The organism is Streptomyces luteogriseus (genome assembly GCF_014205055.1).
Classification (GTDB): domain Bacteria; phylum Actinomycetota; class Actinomycetes; order Streptomycetales; family Streptomycetaceae; genus Streptomyces; species Streptomyces luteogriseus.
This window is the reverse complement of record NZ_JACHMS010000001.1, coordinates 4467092-4491483: the sequence shown is the minus strand read 5'-3', so window position 1 is coordinate 4491483 and position 24392 is coordinate 4467092. Positions and strand designations below refer to the sequence as shown.

Here is a 24392-nt window from a genome sequence, read left to right as displayed (position 1 = left end):
TTTTCTTTAGGTTAGGCTTGCCTAAGTCACAGCTGTGGCCGGAATCGTACGCGAAGGGGCGGAAAAGCGATGGGGCAGGGGCGGGGTTGGGAGGGCGCGGTCCTCAAACTGATGCGCGGCAAGGACTTCGAGTTCACGGTGACGGATGTCGAGGACGTCACCGTGAACTACCGGCGGCTGCGCTTCACCGACGGCGGCCTGCTGGCCGCGACCGGTGTGCACCCCACCATGTGGGTACGGCTGTGGTTCGACAACGCGGGCAAGCCGCACCAGCGGGCCTACACCCTGGTCGACCCGGACGCCGAGGCCGGCACCTTCGCCCTGGAGTTCGCCCTGCACGAGGGGTGCGCCAGCGACTGGGCCAGGGCGGCGAAGCCGGGCGACACCATCGAGGCCACCGTCCAGGGCACCGGCTTCGACCACCCGGACCCCGCACCCTCGCACGTCTTCGCCGTCGGCGACCCGGCCTCGCTCCCCGCCATCAACTCCCTCCTGGACGCCCTGGGTTCCGCCCCGGCCACCGTCTGGTTCGAGGGCGGCGACGACGACCTGCCGTTCCGCACCGACCCGGAGCGGCACGAGCTGCGCAAGGTGCCGCGCCAGGACTCCGGAGCCCACCTGGTCGACCGCGTGAAGGCGGACCTGCCCGGGCTGCTGGACGCGACCGCCGACCCCTACGTCTGGATCGCCTGCGACACGGTGACGACCCGGGCCCTGACGGCGTACGTCCGCAAGGAACTGGGCCTGCCCAGGCAGCGGGTGCACGCGCTGGGCTACTGGCGGGCCACCTGAGCAGCGGGAGGGCCTGCCCCGGGGGATGATCGGGGCATGGACGTCACCCTTCACCTCGCCCAGGATCCCGAGGCCGACGCGCTGCTCGGCCGCAGCCCGCTCGCCGCGCTGGTCGGCATGCTGCTGGACCAGCAGGTCCCCATGGAGTGGGCGTTCAAGGGCCCGGCGACGATCGCCCAGCGGCTCGGTACGGACGATCTGGACGCGCACGAGATCGCCGCGCACGAGCCGGAGGCCTTCGCCGCGCTGCTGTCGCAGAAACCGGCGGTGCACCGCTACCCGGGCTCCATGGCCAAGCGGATCCAGCAGCTGTGCCAGTACCTCGTCGAGCATTACGACGGTGACGCCGAGGCCGTCTGGAAGGACGTCGCCACCGGCAAGGACCTGCTCAAGCGGCTCGCGGAACTGCCCGGCTTCGGCAAGCAGAAGGCCCAGATCTTCCTCGCCCTGCTCGGCAAGCAGCTCGGGGTGCGGCCCACGGGCTGGCGGGAGGCGGCGGGCTCCTACGGCGAGCCGGACTCGTTCCGCTCGGTCGCCGACATCACCGGCCCCGAGTCCCTGGTCAAGGTCCGGGCGCACAAGCAGGAGATGAAGGCGGCGGCCAAGGCGGCGAAGGCCTCCGGCGCCTAGGCCAGGGCCTGTCGTTCGGATCAGGCCGCAGGAACTCGACGGTGCTCCAAACGGCAGGCCCTGGACCGGGTCCGCCAGACCGTGACAACGGCCTGGCGCCCGTCGTCCGCCTGGCCCGCCCGGGTGGCGAGCCCCTCGGGCCCGCGCCGAGCATGAACCATGGCCGAGCCACCGAGCGGCTCCCCCCGGGGCCGGGAGCACGACACCGACCGCGACCGCCCGCCCCTGGGCCTGGAACCCCCTGTCCCGCAGGGGCCGGGCCCGAATGGCCCCCACTCCCGTGGCCAGCCCGAACGGCACGGCCCCCACTCCCCTGACCAGCAGCCAGAACGGCACGGCCACACACCGCCCGTGCCCCCGGAGCAATGGCCGTACGACCCGCAGGCGCCCCGGGCCGCCGGCCCCCGCGAACGAACCGGGCGGCCCGGCCCGCAGGCCCCCTGGCCATCCGACCCGCACGGGCCGGGCCCCTCCGCGCAGAGCCACCGTGTCCCGGGCACCGGCATGGGCCGGCCGGGCGGATCTCGCGGCCGGCGGGATGAACGGCGTGGCCGCGGCGGGGAGTGACCTCCCGTGACCTCCGCACCGCAGCAGGCCCCCCGCAGCCCGCGCCGGCACGCCTGGCTGCGGGTGCTCGTGCTGCTGCTCGCCCTGCTCGTGCCGGGCGCGCACGCGGAAGCCCACACGGGATGGACGGCCGCCGTCTCCGGCGAGAGCACCACCGTCGAGTGCGACCCCCTCGACACCGCCCTGCGCCCACCGGCCAGAGCCGCCCGCCGCACCACCGTCCCGCTGAACCCCGCCCCGCTCCCGGCCTCCGGGCCCGCGTCCACCGCGCGACACCCCGTCCCCGTACCGCCGAGCCCGCCGCTCGACCCTCGCCCCCTGCGTTCCGAGGTCCTGCGCTGCTGACCGACCGGCCCGCCCCCGGTCCGTCCGTCCCGCACGGAACCAGAACGACGAGGAACGACGAGGAACCCCGCCATGCTTCAAGACCCGTACGCCGTCCTGCGCGCCCTCCTGCGTGCGGAGGCCGCCCGCAGCACCCCCAGGTCCCATTCCGAGCCCGACACGCGGAAGCCGCAGCAGCCCCCGAAGGGGAGGCGAGGGGACCGCGGCTGACGAACGCGCGCGGCGGAGGCGCACCGACGCCTCCGCCGGCCCGAGAATTCCGCCGGCCCGAAAGCTGGAAACCCGCCTAACGCCCGCGCCGTCCCGAACGCCGGGCCGTGCCGAACAGCGACCTCGTGATCTCCCGCCCGATCTGCGTCCCGACCGACCGGGCCAGGGACCGGAACACCCGCTCCCGACCACCTGCTCCACAGCAGACTTCCGCTGCTCGCCCCGGGGAGCGGCGGCGTCCCGCATCTCGTCGGGCCCCTTCGCGCCCCGCCCGCGCTCCAGCCGCTCGTACGCCGACTCCCGGTCCACGGCCTGCGCGTACCGCTCGTACAGCGCGGACTCCGCGACGGCCCGCTCCAGGGCGTCCTGCCCGAGCGGGCCCATCAGCGACTCGGGCGCCCGCAGCCGGGTCGCCGCGACCGGCGTCGGCGCGCCCCTCTCGCTCAGCACCGTCACGACCGCCTCGCCCGTGCCCAGGCCGGTCAGCACCTCTTCGAGGTCGTAGGGCGACTTCGGGAAGGTCTTCACCGTGCCGTTCAGGGCCTTCTGGTCGTCGGGGGTGAAGGCCCGCAGCGCGTGCTGGACGCGGTTGCCGAGCTGGGCGAGGACGTCGGCGGGTACGTCCTTCGGGGTCTGCGTCACGAAGAAGACGCCGACCCCTTTCGAGCGAATCAGTCGCACGGTCTGCGTGATCGCCTCCAGGAACGCCTCGGAGGCGTCGTCGAACAGCAGGTGCGCCTCGTCGAGGAAGAACACCAGCCGCGGCTTGTCGACGTCGCCGAGCTCGGGCAGATCGTGGAAGAGGTCGGCGAGCAGCCACATCAGAAAGGTCGAGAACAGCTGCGGCCTGTCCTGCACGGCGCTCAGCTCCAGGACGGAGACGACGCCCCGCCCGTCCTCGGCCGTGCGCAGCAACTCGCTCGTGTCGAACTCCGGCTCACCGAAGAAGCCGGACGCGCCCTGCGCCTCGAAGACGGTGAGGGACCGCAGGATCACCCCGGCCGTGGCGGTTGAGAGACCGCCGATCGTCTTCAGCTCCGGCCGGCCCTCGTCCGAGGTCAGGAAGGTCACGACCGCCCTGAGATCCTTCAGGTCGATCAGCTGAAGGCCCTTGCTGTCCGCGTAGTGGAAGATCAGCGCGAGGGACTGCTCCTGGGTCCGGTTCAGCCGCAGCACCTTGGACAGCAGCACCGGACCGAAGCCGGTGACCGTTGCCCGGACGGGGATGCCGCGCCCGATGCCGCCGAGGGCGTAGTACTCGGCCGGGAAGCCGGTCGCCGTCCAGCTCTGGTGGACGTCCGCGGCCCGGCCCTCGACCCGGGCGTCCTGGCGGCCCGGCGCGGCGATCCCCGAGAGGTCGCCCTTGATGTCGGCGAGGAAGACGGGCACACCCTGGGCGGACAGCTGCTCGGCGATCAGCTGGAGCGTCTTGGTCTTGCCGGTGCCGGTGGCGCCCGCGACCAGGCCGTGGCGGTTGAGCATCGCCAGGGGCACCCGGATCTGTGCGTCCGGCAGGCACTGCCCGTCCCACAACAGGGCCCCCAGGTGCAGAGCCGGACCGGAGAAGGCGTAGCCGGAGGCGATGCGCAGGGCGTCCTGGGGAAGGGCGGCCGCGCGGGCGGACACCTCCGGGGCGGGGGCCGACGGCATGGTCTCGCGATCCGGCATGTTCACGCACCTGTTCCCGGTTCGTACCGCCTTGTATTGATTTTTTCAGCGTCGCACTCGCCCGCCATGGCTGCGCCCGGAAGGTCTTGACCGGTAGGCTTTCCGTGTGATCTTCAAGCGCATCGGAAACGGCCGGCCGTACCCCGACCACGGCCGGGAAAGCACCCGGCAGTGGGCGGACGTCGCGCCGCGCCCGGTCCGCCTCGATCAGCTCGTGACGACCAAGGGTCAGCTCGATCTGGAAACACTGCTCGCCGAGGACTCCACGTTCTACGGCGACCTCTTCGCGCACGTCGTGAAGTGGCAGGGCGACCTGTACCTGGAGGACGGACTGCACCGCGCGGTGCGGGCGGCTCTCCAGCAGCGTCAGGTGCTGCACGCGCGCGTGCTCGAGCTCGACTGATCCCCGCCGGTCACGGGTTGGCCCTTTCGGGTTCCGCTGGGCGACGTCGAATGATCATCTAGTAGGCATCGTCGCCCGGGCGCACTACGCTGCGCTCATGAGCATGCTGACTCCCCCCGGCATGGGCGGCAAGTACCGCATCACGGGCAACAAGTACCCCAAGATGCGCCGGCCCCGGCGGCGCGGCAGGCTCGTCGTCCTGACCGTCGCGTCCGTCGTCGTCCTCGGCGTGGGCGGGTGGGGCACGCTGCAGCTCATCGACGTCTTCACGGGCGGCGGCAGAGAGGCTTCGGCGGCCGGAGACGGGACGGACTGCGGCGTCAGGACCAAGGCGAGCCCCTCGCCCAGCGCCAAGCCCCTGCCCGAGCCCCGCACGATCACCGTCAACGTCCTCAACGCCACCACCCGCGGCGGCCTGGCGAAGAAGACCGCCGACGAGCTGAAGAAGCGCGGCTTCAAGATCGGCGACGTGGGCAACGCGACCAAGCAGTACGACAAGAAGGTCAAGGGCACCGGCCTGCTCCTCGGCCCCGCCACCGCCCTCGACACCACACTGCCCGTGCTCGGCACCCAGCTGCCGGGCGCCGAACGGCGTACCGAGGCGGCCCGCAAGGGCGCCACCGTCGATCTCGTCATCGGGGACGGCTTCAAGGCGCTGGCCCCACAGCAGGACGCCGACCGGGCACTGACCAAGCTGGCCAGGCCCGAGCCGGCGCCTACGACGAAGAAGGACTGCTAGGGCCTGCCGCCAAGCCCTCGGGGTTACCCGGCCGGGTTACTCGGCCGCCCCGTACATCCGGTCCCCCGCGTCTCCGAGGCCCGGCACGATGTAGCCGTGCTCGTTCAGCCGCTCGTCGACCGAGGCGGTCACGACCGTCACCGGCGTGCCCGCCAGCTCGCGCTCCATGATCTCGACGCCCTCGGGGGCGGCCAGCAGCACCACGGCGGTCACGTCGTCGGCGCCGCGCCGGATCAGCTCCTGGATCGCCGCGACCAGCGTGCCGCCGGTGGCGAGCATCGGGTCGAGCACGTACACCTGACGCCCCGACAGGTCCTCCGGCATCCGTGTCGCGTACGTGGAGGCCTGCAGCGTCTCCTCGTTGCGGATCATGCCGAGGAAGCCCACCTCGGCGGTCGGCAGCAGCCGGACCATGCCGTCCAGCATGCCGAGCCCGGCCCGCAGGATCGGCACCACCAGCGGGCGCGGGTGGGACAGCTTGACGCCCGTGGTCCGCTCGACCGGCGTCTGGATGTCGACCTGTTCGGTGCGCACGTCACGCGTGGCCTCGTAGGCGAGCAGGGTGACCAGCTCGTCGGCGAGACGGCGGAAGGTCGCGGAGTCGGTGCGCTGGTCGCGCAGCGTGGTGAGTTTGTGGGCGACCAGAGGGTGGTCGACGACGTGGAGACGCATGTCCACAACATTAACCGGCGGGGTGCCCCGGACCGCACGGCACGGCCGCCGTCCGGCCGTCACCGGATCGCCGGCGTCAAACAGCCCGTCCGGGGGAAAGCGGGAAAGACGGACCAGGGGTGGTGAAGCAGATGCCCGACCGGAAATTCCGAGACGATCCATTGCCGCGCACATGGCCGGGGACGGGCCCGGAGCCCGACCGGACGGACGGGACCGACGAGTCCGACGCCGAGCGCCGCCGGCGTCGCGCCCGGTTCCTGCGCGATCTGGCCGAGGCCCGGGAGCTGCGCGACCGCGTCCAGCCGCGCCGCGCCAAGACGGCCCGGCTGCGCCACGCCATGCGCATGCGCACCTTCCGCTGGTAGGAAACGGGTGAGGAAACCCCCGGCGAAGATCACGAACCGCGCGGAGGTTGTCGCGGTCGACCGGGCGTGGAGCGGGGCAAAGCCGCGTACGATCCGCAGGTGGCGGCAACGGGCGTGCGGGCAGAACTGCCCAACACAGGGTGTCGAAGACGTCCCCTGAACGCCTTCTTTCTGCCACGATTCCGAGTGGGTGGGGCTCGGACGAGCACTCCCCGCCCGTAACCTCCGCCGGGGGGACCCCCAACCGGCACGCCTATGACCAGTGGGAGAGTCACGGTGTACTTCGCCGCACTGCTCGCGCGCACCGAAGACGGGTGGGAAGCGAGCGACACAGAGCTCGACGATGTGGAGACCCTGTCGGATCTGGCCGACCTGGCCCGTGAAGCCTCCCCCGACGAGGACACGGTGCTCGTGCTCATCGAGCAGGAGGACGCCTGGTTCGGCGTCGTCCGGGTGGACGGCGAGGAAGACCCTCGCATCTACGTCTCGGACGCCGCCGCCGCTGCCCGCAGCAGCTACGGCGAGATCCTGCTCACCGATGAGCTGCTCGGCCGCGATCCGGATGACGGGGACGTCCTCGACGCCCTCGACCTCGACGGCACCGAGGACGGTGAGTCCGACGAGGACGACGACGACGCCGAGGAAAGCGCCGGGACCGCCGGGGCCGCCGACGTGCCGCACGGCCCGGTCGGCGACGCCCTGATCCTGGACGACCTCGGCGTGAGCGAGAAGGAACTGCGCCTGATGTCGAGGGACGCCGTCACCGAGATCGCCGAGTCCCTGGGCGCCTCGGAGACCCTGGAGACCGTCCGCTGACCGGCCGTGCCGCCGCGGGTCCGCCGGATCCGGTCCCCGCGGGACTTCCGGATCCGGCCCCGGTGGAACCACCGGATCCGGTCCGGGACCCCTGGCGGCCCGCGATGCGACTCGCCCTGGACGAGGCCGCCGAGGCCGTCCGGGGCGGGGACGTCCCCGTCGGCGCCGTCGTCCTGGCGCCGGACGGCACGACCGTGCTCGCGGCCGGGCACAACGAACGCGAGGCCGGCGGCGATCCGACGGCCCACGCGGAGCTCCTCGCCCTGCGGCGGGCCGCGGCCGCCCTCGGCGCGTGGCGGCTCGCCGGCTGCACCCTCGTGGTGACGCTGGAGCCCTGCACGATGTGCGCGGGCGCCATCCAGCAGTCCCGCGTCGACCGGCTCGTCTACGGCGCCCGCGACGAGAAGGCCGGCGCGGCCGGATCGCTCTGGGACCTCGTCCGCGACCGGCGGCTCAACCACCGTCCCGAAGTGATCGAGGGCGTGCTCGCCGAGGAGTGCGCCGGAGTGCTCACCGCGTTCTTCCGCGGTCGCTGAATACCGATTTCAAAGCATGCGGCACCTTGCTGTAAGGTCTCCCTCGGTAGCGTGTCCGAGCGGCCGAAGGAGCTCGCCTCGAAAGCGAGTGTGGCGCAAGTCACCGAGGGTTCAAATCCCTCCGCTACCGCTTGAGAAGGGCCCCGTCGTCAGACGGGGCCCTTCGTGCGATCAGCCCCTTCGTGTGATCGGCCCTTCGTGCGATCATGTGCGCTGCATGGGACACCAGTGACAGGGGAGGCCGCGATGGCGGTGAACGCGAAGAAGGTCGCCGTCTACGCCCTCGTGGTCTTCGCGCTGTACGTGATCATCACGGACCCGAAGACGGCAGCCGACTACGTCCTTATAGGGTTCCAGGGCATTTCGGACGCCGCCGGGGCCCTCGGCGACTTCGCCACGTGGGTCGCCAAGGGAGGAAAGTGATGATCCGCCACCTGGTTCTCTTCAAGCTCAACGAGGGCGTCGAGCGTGACGACCCCCGGGTCGTGCGGGGCGTCGAGGCGTTCCGCGCGCTCGGCGACAAGATCCCGGAGCTCCGCTTCTGGGAGCTCGGCTGGAACGTCAGCGACCGTCCCATCGCGTACGACTTCGCCATCAACTCGGCCTGCGACGACGCGGACGCGCTGCGGCGGTACGTGGAGCACCCGGACCACCAGGCGGGGGTCGCGCTGTGGCGGGAGTTCGCCACGTGGGTGATCGCGGACTACGAGTTCTGAGACCGGCCGCCGCCCGGCCGCCTCGGCCCCCTGTCGCTGCGACAGGGGGCTCTTCCGTTGCCCGAGCTGATTTGTGCGGCTTTCATTCCTCAACACGTAGTTATGGGGTGCTTGCACACAGTGCACATGTCTTGTGATGCTATGACCGCTTTTGATGGAAGAGTTGACGGATGAGTTGACGATGACGAGGTGGAGTTGACCGTGCTGGCCAGTACCGCACCTCAGGCACCGTCCCCTCCAGCGCCGGTTCCTCAAGCGCCCGCTCCGCAAGCGCCGGCTTCTCAAGCACCGGCCCTTCAGACGGCGCCTTCCCAGACGGCACCCGCCCAGGCGGCGTCCCCTCAGGCAGCCGTTCCGGAGACCGCCCCGGAGACCGCCCCGGCCGCGCCTCAGCGGAGCAGCCGTGGCGCCGATACCCGGGCGCTCACTCAGGTCCTCTTCGCGGAGCTCAAGGAGCTCCAGCCGGGCACGCCGGAGCACGACCGCGTGCGCGGGGCGCTCATCGAGGCCAACCTCCCGCTCGTGCGCTACGCGGCCGCCCGGTTCCGCTCCCGCAACGAGCCGATGGAGGACGTCGTCCAGGTCGGCACCATCGGGCTCATCAACGCCATCGACCGCTTCGACCCGGACCGGGGCGTGCAGTTCCCGACGTTCGCGATGCCGACGGTCGTCGGCGAGATCAAGCGGTACTTCCGCGACAACGTACGCACCGTCCATGTGCCGCGCCGGCTGCACGAGCTGTGGGTACAGGTCAACAGCGCGACGGAGGACCTGACGACCTCCTTCGGGCGGACCCCGACGACCTCGGAGATCGCCGAACGGCTGCGCATCACCGAGGACGAGGTGCTGTCCTGCATCGAGGCCGGGCGGTCGTACCACGCGACCTCCCTGGAGGCCGCGCAGGAGGGCGACGGGCTGCCGGGGCTGCTGGACCGGCTCGGCTACGAGGATCCCGCACTGGACGGCGTGGAGCACCGGGATCTCGTACGGCACCTGCTCGTCCAGCTGCCCGAGCGGGAGCAGCGGATCCTGTTGCTGCGGTACTACAGCAATCTCACGCAGTCCCAGATCAGTGCGGAGCTCGGTGTTTCGCAGATGCACGTCTCGCGGCTACTCGCGCGTAGTTTCCAGAGATTGCGGTCTGCGAACCGTATCGACGCGTAACCGCAAACGTGAGCGAGAGGTCACCGGGGGGAGGGAATCGCTCATCAGCGCCGTTCCCGACAGTTGAAAGCCGATGAGCCGTCAGACCCCTTGTTTGCAGGGCGGATTCGCGTCTCAGATGTCGACATGTCACTACAGCGCGTTGCCGACATGTGACATTCTGCGGGAAGCGCGTTTGCCGGAGCTTCGGCTCCGGTATTCAGGTGAAGGCTGCGTTCCTCCGACGGGACGTTCGCCGCGACCGTCCCGCGACCCAAAGGGGGTGGCATGTCCGTAGAACAGGGCAGCTCGAAGGTGCTCACGCTCGCTGAGAGCGAGACAGCTCCCCATGCTCTCGACTCACTCGGCCCCATCGATGACGTACCGGCCCTTCCGGCCGAGCCCGTCCCGGTCCTTCCGGCTGCGGGCGCCATCGACACCCGCACCCTGTCCCGCTCCCTGTTCCTGCGGCTGGCCGCGCTCGACGAGGACAGCCCCGAGCGTGCGTACGTCCGTGACACGCTCATCGAGCTCAATCTCCCGCTGGTGCGGTACGCCGCCGCGCGGTTCCGGTCCCGGAACGAGCCGATGGAGGACATCGTCCAGGTCGGCACGATCGGGCTGATCAAGGCGATCGACCGGTTCGACTGCGAACGGGGCGTGGAGTTCCCGACGTTCGCGATGCCGACGGTGGTCGGGGAGATCAAGCGGTTCTTCCGGGACACGTCGTGGTCGGTGCGGGTGCCGCGCCGGCTGCAGGAGCTGCGACTCGCGCTGACCAAGGCGAGTGACGAGCTCTCGCAGAAGCTGGACCGGTCGCCGACCGTGACCGAACTGGCCGCCGTGCTCGGGGTGTCCGAGGAGGACGTCGTCGACGGGCTGGCGGTGGGGAACGCGTACACCGCGTCCTCGCTGGACTCGCCGGCGCCGGAGGACGACGGTGGCGAGGGGTCGCTGGCGGACCGGCTGGGGTACGAGGACACCGCGCTGGAGGGTGTGGAGTACCGCGAGTCCCTGAAGCCGCTGCTGGCGAAGCTGCCGCCTCGGGAGCGGCGGATCATCATGCTCCGCTTCTTCGCGAACATGACGCAGTCGCAGATCGGCGAGGAGGTCGGCATCTCGCAGATGCACGTCTCCCGGCTGCTGACACGGACGCTCGCGCAGCTGCGGGAAGGCCTGATCTCGGACTGACGAAGTCCTGACGGGTCCTGACGGAGGGCTGGGGCGCGGTCGTTGGGGCCGCGCCGTTTGCCTGTGCCTCCGGCGGTGGGGGCGCGCGTGCGCTTCGCCTGACCGTTGGGTGTGGGTCGTGGCCGCGCCGGGGGGGGTGTCCGTCCTCGGAACGGCGCGATGAGCCCTGACACCGACTGACTGTCCGTTGGCGCGCCAACCGCTGCGGGCGGACACCCCCCGACACGGCCCCTTCTCGCCGTCCGCGGGTGGCGGGAGCGTCGTGGCCTGCGCCGCAGGCGCACGGGTGCGGGAGCGTCCCGCTTCGCGTCGCGGGCGGGTTGCGCGTGCGTGCGGCGGCTGCCTCAGCTGCGGCCCGCCCCCGCTGCGGGCATGCGTGCCGCTGAGGGCGGCACGGGCGGGCGCAGCGGCACCCCGCTGCGCCGGGTTGCGGACCCACCCGGCCCCAGCCGCTACGCCCCGTGCCGGACGGCGACAGCAGCCGTGTGTGTTACGCCAGTGCCAGCCAGGCCACCGCCGCGACGATCACTACGGCGACGACCACGCCGAGGATGAGGCCGATACGCGGGCCGCCGCTGGAGGTGGCCGCCGCCCGACGGCCCTGCGGGGCCTCGTCGACGAACGCGCGGAACATCTGGGTGCTGCCGGCGGGGTCGTGATTGCCCTGCGGGGCCTGGTTGTTAGCCATGGCCCGAGACCCTAGCGAAAACGGCGGGGCTCCCCAAGTGGGGGTTGGGGTTCCGTTTGGGATCGGTCGGCCCGTACCGCCGGGGTTGTCACCAGCGCGTTTACTCCCGCAATACTTGCCTTTGCCAACTTTTTATGCCGCACCCCCCACTTTTATTTGCCTGCAGCAACCAACAGCTCCTATGGTTGCCCTAAGCAACGAAAGCGGGAGGTGTCATGGCCGAAAAGGCGCAGTACGAAGAGCTGGTCCGCCAGTTCAGCGCCTTCGGCGCCGTGAAGCGGGAGCTCGGACGGATCATGCCCGCCGAGTGCCCCGGCGGGTCGGCGGCCGTGCTGACCCTGCTGGGCCGCCACGGCGACATGCGCATGAGCAAGCTCGCCGAGCTGCTGGCGGTGGACATGTCGGTCACCAGCCGTCACGTCGCGCACGTCGTGGACCGGGGCTGGATCGAACGCTCCCCCGACCCGGCGGACAAACGCTCACGCATCCTGCGCCTCACACCCGCGGGCCACACACAGCTCGACGAGCTGTCCCGGCGGACCACCGAGGTCCTCGCCGAGCGCCTGAGCGACTGGACCGACGACGAGGTCGGCCAGCTCACGAACCTCATGGCGCGGCTGAGGGAGAGCTTCGACTGCCGGTCCGGGAGCCGGGCCGCGCCGGCCGCTTTCGACCCGACCACCCGTACACCCGCAAGCACGTAAGAAAAGGAAGCCCATGGCAACGACCACACCAGCCGGTGTGCGGGCTCATGCCAAGCACGGGGGAGGCTCCCACGGCTCCTCCGGCGACGGCACTCCGATGACGCACCGGCAGATCATGGAGGCCCTCACCGGCCTTCTGCTCGGCATGTTCGTCGCGATCCTGTCGTCGACGATCGTCTCCAACGCCCTGCCCCGGATCATCAGCGACCTCGGCGGCGGCCAGAGCGCCTACACCTGGGTCGTCACCGCGTCCCTGCTGACGATGACCGCCTCCACCCCGCTGTGGGGCAAGCTCGCCGACCTGTTCTCCAAGAAGCTGCTGATCCAGTTCGCGCTCGTCATCTTCGTGCTGGGTTCGGCGGCGGCCGGCATGTCCCAGAACCCGGGCATGCTCATCACCTTCCGCGCGGTTCAGGGCATCGGCATGGGCGGTCTGTCCGCGCTGGCCCAGATCATCATGGCGGCGATGATCTCGCCGCGTGAGCGCGGCCGGTACAACGGCTACCTCGGCGCTACCTTCGCCACCGCCATGGTCGGCGGCCCGCTGGTCGGCGGTGTCATCACCGACACCGACTGGCTCGGCTGGCGCTGGTGCTTCTACGTCGGCGTGCCCTTCGCCGTGATCGCCCTGATCGTGCTGCAGAAGACCCTGCACCTGCCCGTGGTCAAGCGGAAGGTCAAGGTCGACTGGGCCGGCGCCTTCTTCATCACGGCGGCCGTCTGCCTGCTGCTGGTCTGGGTCACCTTCGCCGGTGACAAGTACGACTGGGTCTCGTGGCAGACGTACGCCATGGTCGGCGGGTCGGTGGCGCTGCTCGCGCTGTTCGTCCTCGTCGAGGCGAAGGCGAGCGAGCCGATCATCCCGCTGCGGCTGTTCCGCAACCGCACCATCGCGCTGGCCTCCGTGGCCTCCCTGTTCGTCGGTGTCGCGATGTTCGCCGGGACCGTCTTCTTCAGCCAGTACTTCCAGCTGGCCCGGGACAAGTCGCCGACGATGTCCGGCGTCATGACGATCCCGATGATCGCGGGCCTGTTCGTCTCCTCCACCGTCTCCGGCCAGGTCATCACCCGGACCGGTCGCTGGAAGGCGTGGCTGATCGCCGGCGGTGTGCTGGTGACCGCGGGCCTCGGCCTGCTGGGCACGATCCGGTACGACACCGAGTACTGGCACATAGCGATCTTCATGGCACTACTGGGTCTCGGCATCGGCATGATGATGCAGAACCTGGTGCTGTGCACCCAGAACCAGGTGGAGCCGGGCGACCTGGGTGCCGCCAGCTCCACGGTGACGTTCTTCCGGTCCCTCGGCGGTGCGGTGGGCGTCTCCGCCCTGGGCGCGGTCCTGGGCAACCGGATCACCGACTACGTCAAGGACGGCCTCGCCGACCTCGGTCCCAAGGGCGCGGCCCTCGGTCACGCCGGCACGGGGGGCGGCGGCATCCCCGACCTGAGCACGATGCCGGCGCCGATCCGCACCGTCGTGGAGAGCGCGTACGGCCACGGTGTCGCGGACGTGTTCCTCTACTCGGCCCCGATGGCGCTCCTCGCGCTGCTGGTGGCGCTGTTCATCAAGGAGGTCCCGTTGAAGACCAAGGGCGGGCTGGCGCAGGCCGCCGACACGGAGACGCCGGCCGTGGTTCCGGCCGAGGCCGCCGTCGAGGCCGCCGAGGCGGAGCAGGCCGTGCCGAGCTGGGCCGTGGCCGAGGCCGAGGCCGCCGACGGGACCGGACCCGAGGGGACGCAGCGGCTCGCCGCCGTCGCCACGGCGGTGCGTGCCGAGGACGCCTCCGGTGGTGTTCCGGTCCGCGGTTTCGTCCGCGGGAACGAGTCCGCGCCCGTGCCGCAGGCCGCCGTCACGCTGATCTCGCTGGCCGGGCGCCAGCTGGGCCGGTCCGTGGCGCAGGCCGACGGCTCGTACGCGGTGGACGCCCCGGGCTCCGGGTCGTACGTCCTGATCGCCTCCGCCGACGGCTTCCAGCCCCAGGCGTCCACGGTCGTGGTGAACGACGAGCCGGTCGCGTACGACATCCTGCTCAGTGGCACCAGCGGGCTGACCGGTCTGGTGCGGTCCGCCGAGAGCGGGCAGCCGGTCAAGGACGCCATGGTCATCGTCACGGATGTGCGCGGGGACCTGCTGGCCAACGGGACCACGGGTGAGCAGGGCGAGTTCTCCTTCGCCGAGCTGGTGCCGGGGGCGGTGACCGTCGCGGTGAACGCCGCCGGGTACCGGCCGCGCGCCCTGCCCGTCGAGGTGGGCGGCACCGGGGTCACCCGGGTCGAGATCGACCTGGACTCGGGCGCCCGCGTCCAGGGTGTCGTCCACGCCCCGCACGGCCCGCTGGCCGACGCCCGGGTGACGCTGGTCGACCAGGCGGGCAACGTCGTCGGCTCGGCCACGACCGGGACGGACGGGGCGTACGCCTTCACCGACCTGGACGGCGGCGAGTACACCGTCATCGCCACGGGCTACCCGCCGGTGGCCACCGCCCTGACGGTCACGGGCGCCGGTACCGACGCCCACGACATCGAACTCGCCCACCCCGGCGAGTAGCGACGACCCCGGCCCGTGACAGGTGGGCGCGCTCCAAGCGGAGGTGCGCCCCCTGTCGCGGGCCGGTTTCTTTCCGAGGAGTAGCTGAGATGGGACTGACCGCGAGGATCCGTACCCGGGACGGATGGGCCGTGTCGCACGCGGTCGTCACGGTGGCGGACATGACCGGTGCGCAGGTGCTGCGGGCCGAGGCCGACGCGGAGGGCGCCGTACGGGACGCGACGCCGATGGAGCCGGGGGCGTACACCGTCATCGTCACGGCGGTGGGCTATGCGCCCGCGGCCTCCAGCGTGATCGTGACCGCGAGCGGACGGGCCGAGGTCGGGCCGGTGACGCTGGCGCGGCAGGGCGGTACCGAGCTGCCGCCGCCCGGGCCATGGACCGTCGACCCGGTGCACTCCAGCGTGGCCGCCGTGGCCCAGCACCTGGGCATCTCCAGCGTGCACGGCCGGTTCACGGAGTTCTCCGGCTCGATCGAGATCGCCCCGGACGACGTCGCCAAGTCGCGTGTGGAGGCGGTGATCCGGGCCGCGTCCATCGACACCGGCAACGGCATGCGCGACGGGCACCTGAAGTCGCCGGACTTCCTGGACGTCGAGCGGTTCCCGGAGATCACCTTCCGGTCGACGGGGCTGACGGCAACCGGGTCCGACCGGTGGACCGTCCACGGCGAGCTCGGCATGCACGGGGTGGTACGGGCCGTGGACCTCGACCTGGCCTGTCTAGGCACGGGTCCGGACCCGTGGGGCGGCACCCGCGCGGCGTTCCGCGCGACGACCGAACTGCACCGCGAGGACTTCGCGATGAACTACAACCAGGTCCTCCAGGCCGGCATCGCCGCCATCGGCACGACGCTCAAGGTGGAGCTGGACATCCAGGCCGTGCAGGGCGAGTCACTTCCCCCGGCGTGAGTCCGGGGCGGACACTCTCGCCACCAACTGGCCGCACAGGTCCCGGAGCTTGACGTTCCGGTCCTGCGAGACCCGGCGCAGCCGCTCCAGCGCGATCCGCGCGTCGATCCGTTCCCGGGCCATCAGGATCCCGATCGCCTGGTCGATGACGCTGCGGGAGAGCAGCGCGGTGCGCACATCGGCCGCCGACTGGCGCCGGCGCTCGATCCGCAGCGCCACGTCGATCGCGTCCCCGGACCGGGCCGCGAAGGCACGGGCCGCGTCCCGGCCCGTGCCCAGCGCTCCGGCCCGCACCCCGTAGAAGTTGATCGCGGCGCCGCTCTCGCCCTCGACGGCGACCGGCACCGCCAGCACACAGCGGACGCCCGCGGACAGCGCGTACTCCGTGAACGAGGGCCAGCGCGACTCCTCGGCCAGATCCGGGGCGTACTGCTCCTCGCCGGTCTCGGCGGCGTCGACGCAGGGCCCCGAGCCGTTCTCGTACTGACGCAGGTCCAGGCCGCTGGGCATGCCGTCGCTGCCGGCCAGGGTGAGCAGCCGGCCGGCGCGGCGCACGGTGATGCTGCAGGCGTCGGCGCCGCGCACCTCCTGCACCGCGCGGTCGGTCAGATCGCGCAGCAGCGTGTCGAGACCACTGCTGCGCACCATCGCCTGGTCCAGCGTGTCGGACGTCTCGGAGCTCATGGCCGTACGGGTATCCCGTCACCGGCCATACACGCCACCGACGTAATTCACCTCACCTCAGGGGGTGTTGTGAGCCCCCACGATCCGGCGGGCCAGTTCGCGCAGCTTCACGTTCTCCCGCTGGGAGGCCCGTACCAGGCTCTCGAAGGCCGCGGCCGCGTCGATGCCCTGGCGCTCCATGAGAATGCCGGTGGCCTGGCCGATCAGGTCCCTGGTGTGCATGGCCTCGGTGAGCTGCTCGCGTACGGTCGCGGAGTCCAGGGCGATGCTGACGTGCGCGCTGAACAGCCGGCCGACGCGCGTGGCCTCCTCGTCGAAGGCGCCCGGTTTGCGCGCGTAGGCCGTGAGGACGGTCAGCCGGCGCCGGTCGGCGCGCAGCCGCAGCGACAGTGCCGAGCGCAGGCCCAGGGCCGCCAGCACGTCCCAGCCGTCGTCCGCCTCGCTGTCCGTTATCCGCGCGACCGGGCTGCTCCACAACTGCTCCCACAGCCCGTGCTGTTCACGGCCGGTGTGCCGGGATTCGGCGGAGCGCACGAGCTCGTCGGTCCAGGCGAGCGTGCGGATCTTGTTGCCGCGTTCGATCACGGAGATGCCGGCGTGTTCGGCGCCCGGCATGAGATGCACGGCCAGCCGGACCGCGGTGCGCAGCGTGCTGTGGGGTGTGAGGGTCTCGTGCAGTTGCTGCGACGCCACCGTCAGCGCTTCGGCCAGCTCGGAGCCGACCGGAAAACGGGGCAAATCAGGAAACTCGGACGCAGCCACCACGAACCTCTTCGGCATGCACGGCCAACGGCCGTGCGCAGGAGAGCTCCGCAGCACATTCCCGACTGCGAGCACAGGACGGACAGCACTCTAACTGCTCGGTTGCCTCCAAGTGACGTCCGGCCGACGCCGCCACGGGCGCTTCCACCACCCGCCCCCCGCATGGTGGAATGGCACCGCGGGTCAGGAAGCGGCCTTACCGGAATCCGGACGAACGTCTGCCAGGTGAGTGCCGTGACCTTCTTCACGAATCCCACAGATCAGCGCGACCTCCCCGGTCGCGTCCACCTCACGATGCCCGCCGAGATCGACTACTGCAACGCGGCGGAGCTGCTGCCGCTCCTCATGTCCGCGGTCCGCGCCCGTGGCGACCGGCTCGAGGTCCTCGTCCTCGACCTGACCACGACGTCGTTCATGGACTCTCAGGGTGTCCGCCTCATCAACGACGTACGACGCCTGCTGCGCCCCGGGGCCGCGGTGCGTCTGGTGGCCCGGCCGGAAGGCGTCACCAGCCGCGTCCTGGAGCTGACGGGCATGCGCCGGGACGTCCCCGTGTACGACAACCTCGCCGAAGCCCTGGCGTCGTAGGCTGCGGCCCATGGCACCGAACATCGCGACGAACACCCGTGTCTCCCTCGACGAGTTGCTCGACTTCGTACGCCCCCGGCACCACGCGATCCTGCTGACCCGGCGGACCGACGGCGGTCCCCAGGGCTCCCCGCTGACCTGCGGTGTCGACGACTCCGGCCGGATCGTGGTCTCCACCTACCCGGAGCGCGCCAAGACCCGCAATGCCAAGCGGGACCCGCGCGTGAGCCTGCTCGTGCTCAGCGACGACTGGAACGGCCCCTGGGTGCAGATCGACGGCACGGCCGAGATCATCGACTCCCCCGACTCCGTCGAACCGCTCGTGGAGTACTACCGGAACATCGCCGGGGAGCACCCCGACTGGGACGAGTACCGCGCGGCCATGCTCAAGCAGGGCAAGTCGATCATCCGGATCACGCCGGAGCGGTGGGGGCCGGTGGCGACCGGGGGGTTCCCGGCGCGGCTGGTGGAGGGGGAGTAGGTCAGTTCGCCCCGGGGGCTTCTGCCTCCCCAGGGGCTTCTTCCTCACTGGAGGCTCCGCCCTTGAGGGCGACCATCGCCTCGATGCCCGCGATCAGCAGTTCCAGCGCGAACTCGAAGTCGCGCTCCAGCATCTCGGCGACCGTGTCGCCGCCGCGCGCCGCCATGAGCTTCTGCGACTCCCGCATGACGTCCGCGGCCTGCGGGGCCTCGGTCACCGTGCTCACGGCGTCCTGGAAATACTCGTCCATGGTCATGCCGACGGCGGCGGACCGGGTGGAGAGGTGGCCCTCGAGCGTGCCGTAGCCGTAGACGAACTGGAAGACGGCCGAGATCCCGCTCGTCAGCCGTTTCGCGGGCAGCCCCGTCCTGCGCATGACGCGCTGTACGACCCTGGAGAAGGCCAGGTTGTTCGGGCCGATGTTGAGGAAGGTGCCGACCAGCGCGGACACCCAGGGGTGACGCACCAGCAGGGTCCGGTACTCACGGGCCAGCGCCCGCATCTGGTCGCGCCAATCAGCGTCGGCGGCCTCCGGATCGGGCAGGGACATCTCGCCCATGGCCGCGTCCAGGGCGAGTTCGAGCAGGTCGTCCTTGGTGTCGACGTACCAGTAGACGGACATCGCCGTGACGTTCAGCTCGCCGGCCAGCCGCCGCATGGAGAACTTCGGCAGCCCCTCGGCGTCCAGCAGACGCACGGTGACCTCGATGATCCGGTCACGGTCCAGCCCCGAGGGCTGCCCGCCCCCGCGCCGCCGGTGCGCCTTGCCCTCCAGCCAGACGCTGGACCGCGCGGCCTTCTCGGCTGTCTTCGCCATGGCGCACCTTCCTCGACCTCTTGCTGCCGATCATGCCAGGCGCCCTCGGGGCGCTGGGCAGTGTCATCGCGCGGCTCCGCCGCGGGGGCGCGAGCAGCCACAACCCGCGGCCGCCCACCGCCCCGGCCGCCCGATCCCCTAGGCAGACTCTGCCCGCTCAGCACGCCGAAGCAACGCCGCCGCGACCAGTCCACCGGCCAGCACGGCAACCGCGCCCACCAGCTGACTGGTCTCCAGCCCGGAGGCGAACGCGTCGGAGATCCTGGCCTTCTCCTCGGCCGAGTCGGCCGCCGCCAGCGCCGCCGGCAAGGACGCCGCGGACACGGCCACCAGCGACGCGAACCGGGAGTTGAGCACGGCGCCGAGGACGGCGACGCCCAGCCCGTTGCCGAACTCCGCCAGCGTTCCGTTGATCCCCGCTCCCACACCCGCCTTCTCCGGCGGTATCGCGCCCATGATCGCGTTGGCCATCGCCGGCATGGACAGGGCCACACCCGCGCCCATCACGATCAGCCCGAGCAGCATGCCGCCGTACCCGTGCCCCCCGAGCAGCGCGATCGCCGCGAGCCCGGCGGACACCAGCGTCATGCCGAGCGCGATCGCCGCCGGCGTCCCCGCCTTCAGCACCACCTTCGCCCCGACCCCCGTGAAGTTGAGCGCGACGACGGTCAGCGCCAGCGGCGCCGTCCGCAGCCCGGCGTCCAGCGGCTCGTACCCGAGCACGAACTGGAGGTGCTGCGTGAGCAGGAACAGCGACCCCGTCATACCGAACGCCACGAGGATCGTGCCCGCGACCGCGCCCACGAACTTCTGGTTGCGGAAGAAGTGCATGTCGAGCATCGGGTGCTCGGTCCGCAGCTCCCACAGCACGAACAGACCGAGCACGACCACGCCGATCAGCGCCGAGACCAGCACCTGCGCGGAGGTCCAGCCGTGCTCGGGCCCGGTGATGATCGCGTACACCACGGCCGTCATGCCGATGGTCGACAGCACGGCGCCGACCAGGTCGGGCCGGTCCCCGGCCTTGTGCCTGGACTCCGGCACCAGGGCGGCGACCGCGACCAGGCCGAGCAGGGCGACCGGAATGTTGATCAGGAAGATCGCGCCCCACCAGAAGTGGTTCAGCATCACGCCGCCGATCAGCGGGCCGGCGGCGAACCCGAGCGAACTGACCGTCGACCACAGCGCGATGGCCTTCACGCGCTCCTGTTCGTCGAAGATCTGCACGACCACGGCGAGGATCGTGGTCATCAGCAGCGCGCCGCCGACGCCCATGCCCGCCCGGGCCGCGATCAGCTGGCCCGGGCTCTCGGACAGTCCGGCCGCGAGCGAGCCCAGGCCGAAGATCGCGAGGCCGGACATCAGCAGCAGCTTGCGGCCGTAGCGGTCGGCGGCGTTCCCGGCGGTGAGCAGCAGGCCGGACTGCACCAGCGCGTACGCGTTCATCATCCACTGGACGTCGGCGGTCGAGGCGTCCATCTCGCGGGTGAGCGAGGGGATGGCCACGTTGAGGATCGTGTTGTCGAGCAGCACGGTGAGCTGCGCGAGACAGATGACACCGAGGATCAGCCAGCGCTGGGGGTGGCCGCCCGGTGCGGTGTGCGGCAGGGCCGTTTCCTGGGGGGACGTCGTCATGCTGTACACCGTAGAACAGCTCCTATACGGCGTACAACGGAGTTTCGGCGGGGACGGCGAAGGGCGGTGGCTTTCGGCCACCGCCCTTCGCCTGGTCAGGGACGTGTCAGCTGCTCGCCTTCTGCGTGAGGTCGTAGAACGTGGCCGAACCGACCGTGACCTTCTTGAAGGTGGCCTCGACCCAGGAGGTGATCTGGGAGGAGGTGCCGTCGCCGCTGCCGCCCCTGCCGCCGCCCATGCCTCCCGAGGCGATGAAGTAGTGGATTCTTCCGTCCGCCACGTACTGCTTGAACTGGGCGAGGGTCGGGGACGGGTCGGTCCCGTTGAAGCCGCCGACGGCCATCACCGGGTCGCCGGTGGACAGCTGGTAACTCGCCGCGTTCTGCGCACCGATGGCCGCGGCGGCCCAGGTGTACTGATCGGCGTCGGTCTCCAGCAGCTTCTTGGCCTCGGAGCCGACGCCGGCGCCGTTGAGCAGGCCGCCGACGCCGCCGCCCATGCCGCCCATGCCTTCCGTACGACCGCCGTTCTGCTGGCCCTGGCCTTGTCCCTGGCCCTGCTGGTTCCGGCCGCCGCCGGGGAAGCCGCCTCCGCCGGGGAAGCCGTTGCCCTGCCGACCCTGGGCGTTGCCGTTGCCAGTGCCGTTCTGCTGGTTCGGCCCCTGGCCCTGCTGGTTCTGGCCGCCGCCGGGGAAGCCGCCTCCGCCCGGCATGCCGCCACCGCCCGGGCCGCCTCGGCCGCCCGCGACCGCCGGACCCGCCGTGACGATCGAGCCGGTGTGCCCCTCGTTCACGGTGGTGAGGGTGTACGCCGCCGGACCGGCCAGCGCGGCGACGAGGCCCAGCCCGGCCGCTCCAAGGGCCAGCCGGCGCCCCAGCCGCCCGGCGAAGATCAGGCCGAGGGCCGCCGTCAGACCGCCGACCAGAACCAGCCACTTGAGCCAGGGCAGGTAGTCGGAGGAGCGGTTGAGCAGGACGTACCCCCAGGCCGCGGTCGCCGTCATCGCGGCGGCCAGGGTCAGCGACGCCCACGCCTTGTCCCGCTTCTCCCAGAGCAGCGCCGCGCCCATGCCGACCAGCGGGGCGATGTAGGGGGCGAGGGCGACCGTGTAGTACTCGTGGAAAATGCCCTGCATGTAGCTGAAGACCAGCATGGTGGTGAGCAGCGCGCCGCCCCACACCAGGAACGCGCCCCGGGTCGCCGAGGTCCGGGCGGCCTTGCGTGTGGCCACCAGGCCCGCGACGAGCAGGATCAGCGCGGCCGGGATCAGCCAGGAGATCTGGCCGCCGATGGAGGAGCCGAACAGCCGGTCCCAGCCGGTCTCGCCCCAGGCTCCGCCGCCGTTGCCGCCCCCGCCGCCGCCTCCGACGCTGCCGGTCTCGTCGCCGTTGAGGCGGCCCAGGCCGTTGTAGCCGAAGGTCAGTTCCAGGAAGCTGTTGTTCTGCGAGCCGCCGATGTACGGGCGGGAGGACGCGGGCCAGAGTTCGACGATCGCGACCCACCAGCCCCCGGAGACGACGATCGCGGCGAGCCCCGCGGCGAGTTGGCCGATCCGCTTCTTCACCGGCACGGGGGCGCAGACGCCGTAGACGAGGGCGAGCGGCGGAAGGATCAGGAAGGCCTGGAGCGTCTTCGCGAGGAAGGCCAAGCCGATCGCGGCACCGGCCCACAGGAGCCACTTGGTGCGGCCGTCCTCCAGGGCGCGGACGACGAAGTAGCAGGCCGCCGCCATCAGCAGCGCCAGCATCGCGTCGGGGTTGTTGAAGCGGAACATCAGCGCCGCGACGGGGGTGAGCGCGAGCACGGCGCCCGCTATCAGCCCGGCAGCCGGGCTGAACCGGCGGCGCACGGCCGCGTACACGACGGCCACCGTGCCGACGCCCATGAGGACCTCGGGCACGAGGATCGCCCAGGAGCTGAGGCCGAAGAGCCGCACGGAGAGGGCCATGGGCCACAGGGCGGCCGGGGGCTTGTCGACGGTGATGGCGTTTGCCGCGTCGAGCGAGCCGAAGAAGAACGCCTTCCAGGATTCGCTGCCCGCCTGTACGGCCGCCGAGTAGAAGGAGTTGGCGTAGCCGGAGGCGCTCAGGTTGCAGAGGTAGAGGACGGCCGTCACCAGCAGCAGGGCGAGGAAGGCCGGGCGGGCCCAGCGGGGGTCCTCGGGGCGGCCGTGCCACAGCCGTCGTACGAAGGGCCGCTTGGTGGCGCCGGAGGCACGGGCCGGTTCGGGCGTCGCGGGGCGGGTCCGGCTGCCCGGACCCGCGTCTCCGCCCGTGGTCGGCTGGTCGAAGTGGACGGTCATCGCAGGTCCCTCGAATCGGAGTCGTGCGGGCGCGCCGGCTGCGGTTGCAGGGTGGCGTCCGGCCAGGTGCGGTCCGCGGCTTCACCGGCGCGGAAGGTGGTGACGTAGGGAGCGGCTTCGTACGGGGCCGGGTCGTACGGGGCTGTGTCGTACGGGGCCGTGTCGTGAGGCGGGGTGTTGTGAGGCGGGGTGTTGTACGGGGCGGGCGGCGGTGAGTCGTCCTCGCGCCGGTCCGGGAAGACCCACGCCCGGAAGAGCAGGAAACGCAGCACGGTCGCCGCGAGGTTGGCCGCGACGAGGACGGCCAGTTCGGTGGAGTGCGCGGGCTCGGAGGTCGCCGCGTTCAGTGCCGCGAGCGAGCCGCTGGTCAGGGCGAGTCCGATGCCGAAGACGACCAGGCCCTGCGCCTGGTGCCGTACGGCCCCGCCGCGCCCGCGCACCCCGAAGGTGAGCCGCCGGTTGGCCGCGGTGTTGGCGACCGCCGAGATCAGCAGAGCGAGTGCGTTGGCGGTCTGGGAACCGGAGAAGACCCGGAGGCCGCTGTAGAGCAGCAGGTAGAAGAGGGTGGACAGGGCGCCGACCACGCAGAATCCGACCAGCTGGCGGGCCAGTCCCTTCGGCACGTCCTCGATGTCACGGTCGCGCGGGTCGTCGCCGAACGGCCGGGCGATCCGGTCCAGCGGCAGCGAGCCGGTGGCCAGGGCTCTGCCGACCCGCCACACGCCCTTGAGGTCGTCGGTCGCGGTCCTGACGATGTGCACGGTCGAGTCGGGGTCGTCGACCCAGTCGACCGGCACCTCGTGGATCCGCAGCCCGGCACGCTCGGCGAGCACCAGCATCTCGGTGTCGAAGAACCAGCCGGTGTCCTCGACGAGCGGCAGCAGCACCTGCGCCACGTCCCTGCGGATCGCCTTGAAGCCGCACTGGGCGTCGGAGAACCGCGCCTGGAGCGAGCCGCGCAGGATGAGGTTGTAGGCCCGGCTGATGAACTCCCGCTTGGGCCCGCGCACCACCCGCGAACTGCGGGCCAGCCGGGAGCCGATCGCGAGGTCCGAGTGGCCGGAGATCAGCGGCGCCACCAGCGGGAGCAGGGCGTTGAGGTCGGTGGACAGGTCCACGTCCATGTAGGCGAGGACGGGGGCGTCCGATGCCGACCAGACGGCCCGCAGGGCCCGGCCGCGCCCCTTCTGTTCCAGGCGGACGGTGGTGACCTCGGGGATCTCAGCCGCCAGCCGCCCGGCCACCTGCGGGGTGGTGTCCGTGGAGGCGTTGTCCGCGATCGTGATGCGGAACGCGTACGGGAACGTCCGGTCGAGGTGCTCGTACAGTCTGCGGACGCACGGCTGGAGGTCCTTCTCCTCGTTGTAGACGGGGATCACTACGTCCAGGACAGGCGTACCGGCTGGTGCGGCCGGGAGGTGCTCCCGCGCCGGCAGGGTGCCGGGAGAAGAGTCGGTTCGCATGGAACCGACTTTC

25 protein-coding genes, 1 tRNA gene and 1 pseudogene are annotated in these 24392 nt (G+C 71.3%); 18 read left to right on the top strand and 9 right to left on the bottom strand.

Features of this window, described 5'->3' with window-relative positions; genetic code table 11:
• The first annotated feature begins 69 nt into the window (after positions 1-69).
• The 3 genes from BJ965_RS19740 (at position 70) to BJ965_RS19730 (ending at position 2334) form a co-directional block, all read left to right on the top strand.
• Positions 70-792, top strand: coding sequence for a siderophore-interacting protein (locus tag BJ965_RS19740; protein WP_184909859.1), 723 nt, complete (start codon positions 70-72; stop codon positions 790-792).
• A gap of 36 nt (positions 793-828) precedes the next feature.
• Positions 829-1422, top strand: a complete 594-nt coding sequence (locus tag BJ965_RS19735) for an HhH-GPD-type base excision DNA repair protein (protein ID WP_030850270.1) — start codon at positions 829-831, stop codon at positions 1420-1422.
• A 573-nt stretch (positions 1423-1995) separates the two neighbouring features.
• Positions 1996-2334: a hypothetical protein gene (locus BJ965_RS19730; RefSeq protein ID WP_184909858.1), complete on the top strand. Its 339-nt coding sequence runs from the start codon at positions 1996-1998 to the stop codon at positions 2332-2334.
• Positions 2335-2620: 286 nt separating this feature from the next.
• Here BJ965_RS19730 and BJ965_RS19725 read toward each other — a convergent pair.
• A pseudogene (locus BJ965_RS19725) lies at positions 2621-4212 on the bottom strand (helicase HerA-like domain-containing protein).
• A 106-nt stretch (positions 4213-4318) separates the two neighbouring features.
• Between BJ965_RS19725 and BJ965_RS19720 the strand changes: the two are divergent.
• Both BJ965_RS19720 and BJ965_RS19715 read left to right on the top strand, forming a co-directional pair.
• Positions 4319-4615, top strand: a complete 297-nt coding sequence (locus BJ965_RS19720; RefSeq protein ID WP_003999914.1) for a type II toxin-antitoxin system VapB family antitoxin — start codon at positions 4319-4321, stop codon at positions 4613-4615.
• A 121-nt stretch (positions 4616-4736) separates the two neighbouring features.
• On the top strand, positions 4737-5354 hold the full coding sequence (locus BJ965_RS19715; protein WP_184917335.1) for a LytR C-terminal domain-containing protein: 618 nt from the start codon (positions 4737-4739) through the stop codon (positions 5352-5354).
• A 36-nt stretch (positions 5355-5390) separates the two neighbouring features.
• On the opposite strand, the gene upp is transcribed toward BJ965_RS19715, so the two are convergent.
• A complete protein-coding gene (upp, locus tag BJ965_RS19710) occupies positions 5391-6026 on the bottom strand; it encodes a uracil phosphoribosyltransferase (RefSeq protein ID WP_030850262.1) in 636 nt (211 codons plus the stop codon).
• A gap of 131 nt (positions 6027-6157) precedes the next feature.
• Between upp and BJ965_RS19705 the strand changes: the two genes are divergently transcribed.
• The 8 genes from BJ965_RS19705 (at position 6158) to BJ965_RS19670 (ending at position 10793) form a co-directional block, all read left to right on the top strand.
• Positions 6158-6391 carry a hypothetical protein gene (locus BJ965_RS19705; RefSeq protein ID WP_184909857.1) on the top strand — a complete coding sequence of 78 codons (234 nt, stop codon included), beginning with the start codon at positions 6158-6160 and terminating at the stop codon, positions 6389-6391.
• Between the two features lie 276 nt (positions 6392-6667).
• Positions 6668-7207 (top strand): tRNA adenosine deaminase-associated protein, encoded by a 540-nt coding sequence (locus tag BJ965_RS19700; protein ID WP_184917332.1) that lies wholly within the window; start codon positions 6668-6670, stop codon positions 7205-7207.
• A 104-nt stretch (positions 7208-7311) separates the two neighbouring features.
• A complete protein-coding gene (gene tadA, locus BJ965_RS19695; protein ID WP_031105387.1) occupies positions 7312-7743 on the top strand; it encodes a tRNA adenosine(34) deaminase TadA in 432 nt (143 codons plus the stop codon).
• 45 nt (positions 7744-7788) lie between these two features.
• A tRNA-Ser gene (locus tag BJ965_RS19690) sits at positions 7789-7873 on the top strand.
• 116 nt (positions 7874-7989) lie between these two features.
• A complete protein-coding gene (locus BJ965_RS19685; protein ID WP_030850257.1) occupies positions 7990-8166 on the top strand; it encodes a hypothetical protein in 177 nt (58 codons plus the stop codon).
• The gene (locus BJ965_RS19680) at positions 8166-8459 is read left to right on the top strand and encodes a Dabb family protein (RefSeq protein WP_030850255.1); all 294 of its coding nucleotides are present in this window, start codon (positions 8166-8168) and stop codon (positions 8457-8459) included. Before BJ965_RS19685 ends, BJ965_RS19680 begins: the two co-directional genes overlap by 1 nt.
• A gap of 189 nt (positions 8460-8648) precedes the next feature.
• Entirely contained in the window at positions 8649-9623 is a 975-nt protein-coding gene (locus BJ965_RS19675; RefSeq protein ID WP_376777931.1) for an RNA polymerase sigma factor SigF, read from the top strand.
• A 267-nt stretch (positions 9624-9890) separates the two neighbouring features.
• Positions 9891-10793: an RNA polymerase sigma factor SigF gene (locus BJ965_RS19670; protein WP_184909856.1), complete on the top strand. Its 903-nt coding sequence runs from the start codon at positions 9891-9893 to the stop codon at positions 10791-10793.
• 490 nt (positions 10794-11283) lie between these two features.
• Here the strand turns inward: BJ965_RS19670 and BJ965_RS19665 are convergent, their stop codons facing one another.
• The gene (locus tag BJ965_RS19665; RefSeq protein ID WP_184909855.1) at positions 11284-11481 is read right to left on the bottom strand and encodes a hypothetical protein; all 198 of its coding nucleotides are present in this window, start codon (positions 11479-11481) and stop codon (positions 11284-11286) included.
• Between the two features lie 215 nt (positions 11482-11696).
• On the opposite strand from BJ965_RS19665, the gene BJ965_RS19660 reads away from it, so the two are divergent.
• The 3 genes from BJ965_RS19660 (at position 11697) to BJ965_RS19650 (ending at position 15647) form a co-directional block, all read left to right on the top strand.
• Entirely contained in the window at positions 11697-12185 is a 489-nt protein-coding gene (locus BJ965_RS19660) for a MarR family winged helix-turn-helix transcriptional regulator (RefSeq protein ID WP_184909854.1), read from the top strand.
• A gap of 13 nt (positions 12186-12198) precedes the next feature.
• Positions 12199-14736 carry an MFS transporter gene (locus tag BJ965_RS19655; protein WP_184909853.1) on the top strand — a complete coding sequence of 846 codons (2538 nt, stop codon included), beginning with the start codon at positions 12199-12201 and terminating at the stop codon, positions 14734-14736.
• A gap of 89 nt (positions 14737-14825) precedes the next feature.
• Positions 14826-15647, top strand: coding sequence for a YceI family protein (locus tag BJ965_RS19650; protein WP_184909852.1), 822 nt, complete (start codon positions 14826-14828; stop codon positions 15645-15647).
• On the opposite strand, the gene BJ965_RS19645 is transcribed toward BJ965_RS19650, so the two are convergent.
• Both BJ965_RS19645 and BJ965_RS19640 read right to left on the bottom strand, forming a co-directional pair.
• Entirely contained in the window at positions 15630-16331 is a 702-nt protein-coding gene (locus BJ965_RS19645; protein WP_184909851.1) for a GAF and ANTAR domain-containing protein, read from the bottom strand. The genes BJ965_RS19650 and BJ965_RS19645 overlap by 18 nt on opposite strands.
• A 57-nt stretch (positions 16332-16388) precedes the next feature.
• Positions 16389-17111: a GAF and ANTAR domain-containing protein gene (locus BJ965_RS19640; protein WP_184909850.1), complete on the bottom strand. Its 723-nt coding sequence runs from the start codon at positions 17109-17111 to the stop codon at positions 16389-16391.
• Positions 17112-17387: 276 nt separating this feature from the next.
• Between BJ965_RS19640 and BJ965_RS19635 the strand changes: the two genes are divergently transcribed.
• Both BJ965_RS19635 and BJ965_RS19630 read left to right on the top strand, forming a co-directional pair.
• The gene (locus BJ965_RS19635) at positions 17388-17681 is read left to right on the top strand and encodes an STAS domain-containing protein (RefSeq protein ID WP_246547526.1); all 294 of its coding nucleotides are present in this window, start codon (positions 17388-17390) and stop codon (positions 17679-17681) included.
• A 10-nt stretch (positions 17682-17691) separates the two neighbouring features.
• Positions 17692-18162: a PPOX class F420-dependent oxidoreductase gene (locus BJ965_RS19630; RefSeq protein WP_184909848.1), complete on the top strand. Its 471-nt coding sequence runs from the start codon at positions 17692-17694 to the stop codon at positions 18160-18162.
• Position 18163: 1 nt separating this feature from the next.
• Here BJ965_RS19630 and BJ965_RS19625 read toward each other — a convergent pair whose 3' ends face one another.
• The 4 genes from BJ965_RS19625 to BJ965_RS19610 form a co-directional block, all read right to left on the bottom strand.
• Positions 18164-18979 (bottom strand): TetR/AcrR family transcriptional regulator, encoded by an 816-nt coding sequence (locus tag BJ965_RS19625; RefSeq protein ID WP_184909847.1) that lies wholly within the window; start codon positions 18977-18979, stop codon positions 18164-18166.
• A gap of 138 nt (positions 18980-19117) precedes the next feature.
• Positions 19118-20614: an MFS transporter gene (locus tag BJ965_RS19620; RefSeq protein WP_184909846.1), complete on the bottom strand. Its 1497-nt coding sequence runs from the start codon at positions 20612-20614 to the stop codon at positions 19118-19120.
• Between the two features lie 106 nt (positions 20615-20720).
• Complete coding sequence (locus BJ965_RS19615) at positions 20721-22916, bottom strand: ArnT family glycosyltransferase (protein ID WP_184909845.1); 2196 nt, start codon at positions 22914-22916, stop codon at positions 20721-20723.
• Positions 22913-24379 carry a bifunctional glycosyltransferase family 2/GtrA family protein gene (locus BJ965_RS19610; protein ID WP_184909844.1) on the bottom strand — a complete coding sequence of 489 codons (1467 nt, stop codon included), beginning with the start codon at positions 24377-24379 and terminating at the stop codon, positions 22913-22915. The genes BJ965_RS19615 and BJ965_RS19610 overlap by 4 nt, the downstream gene beginning before the upstream one ends.
• Positions 24380-24392: the final 13 nt, after the last annotated feature.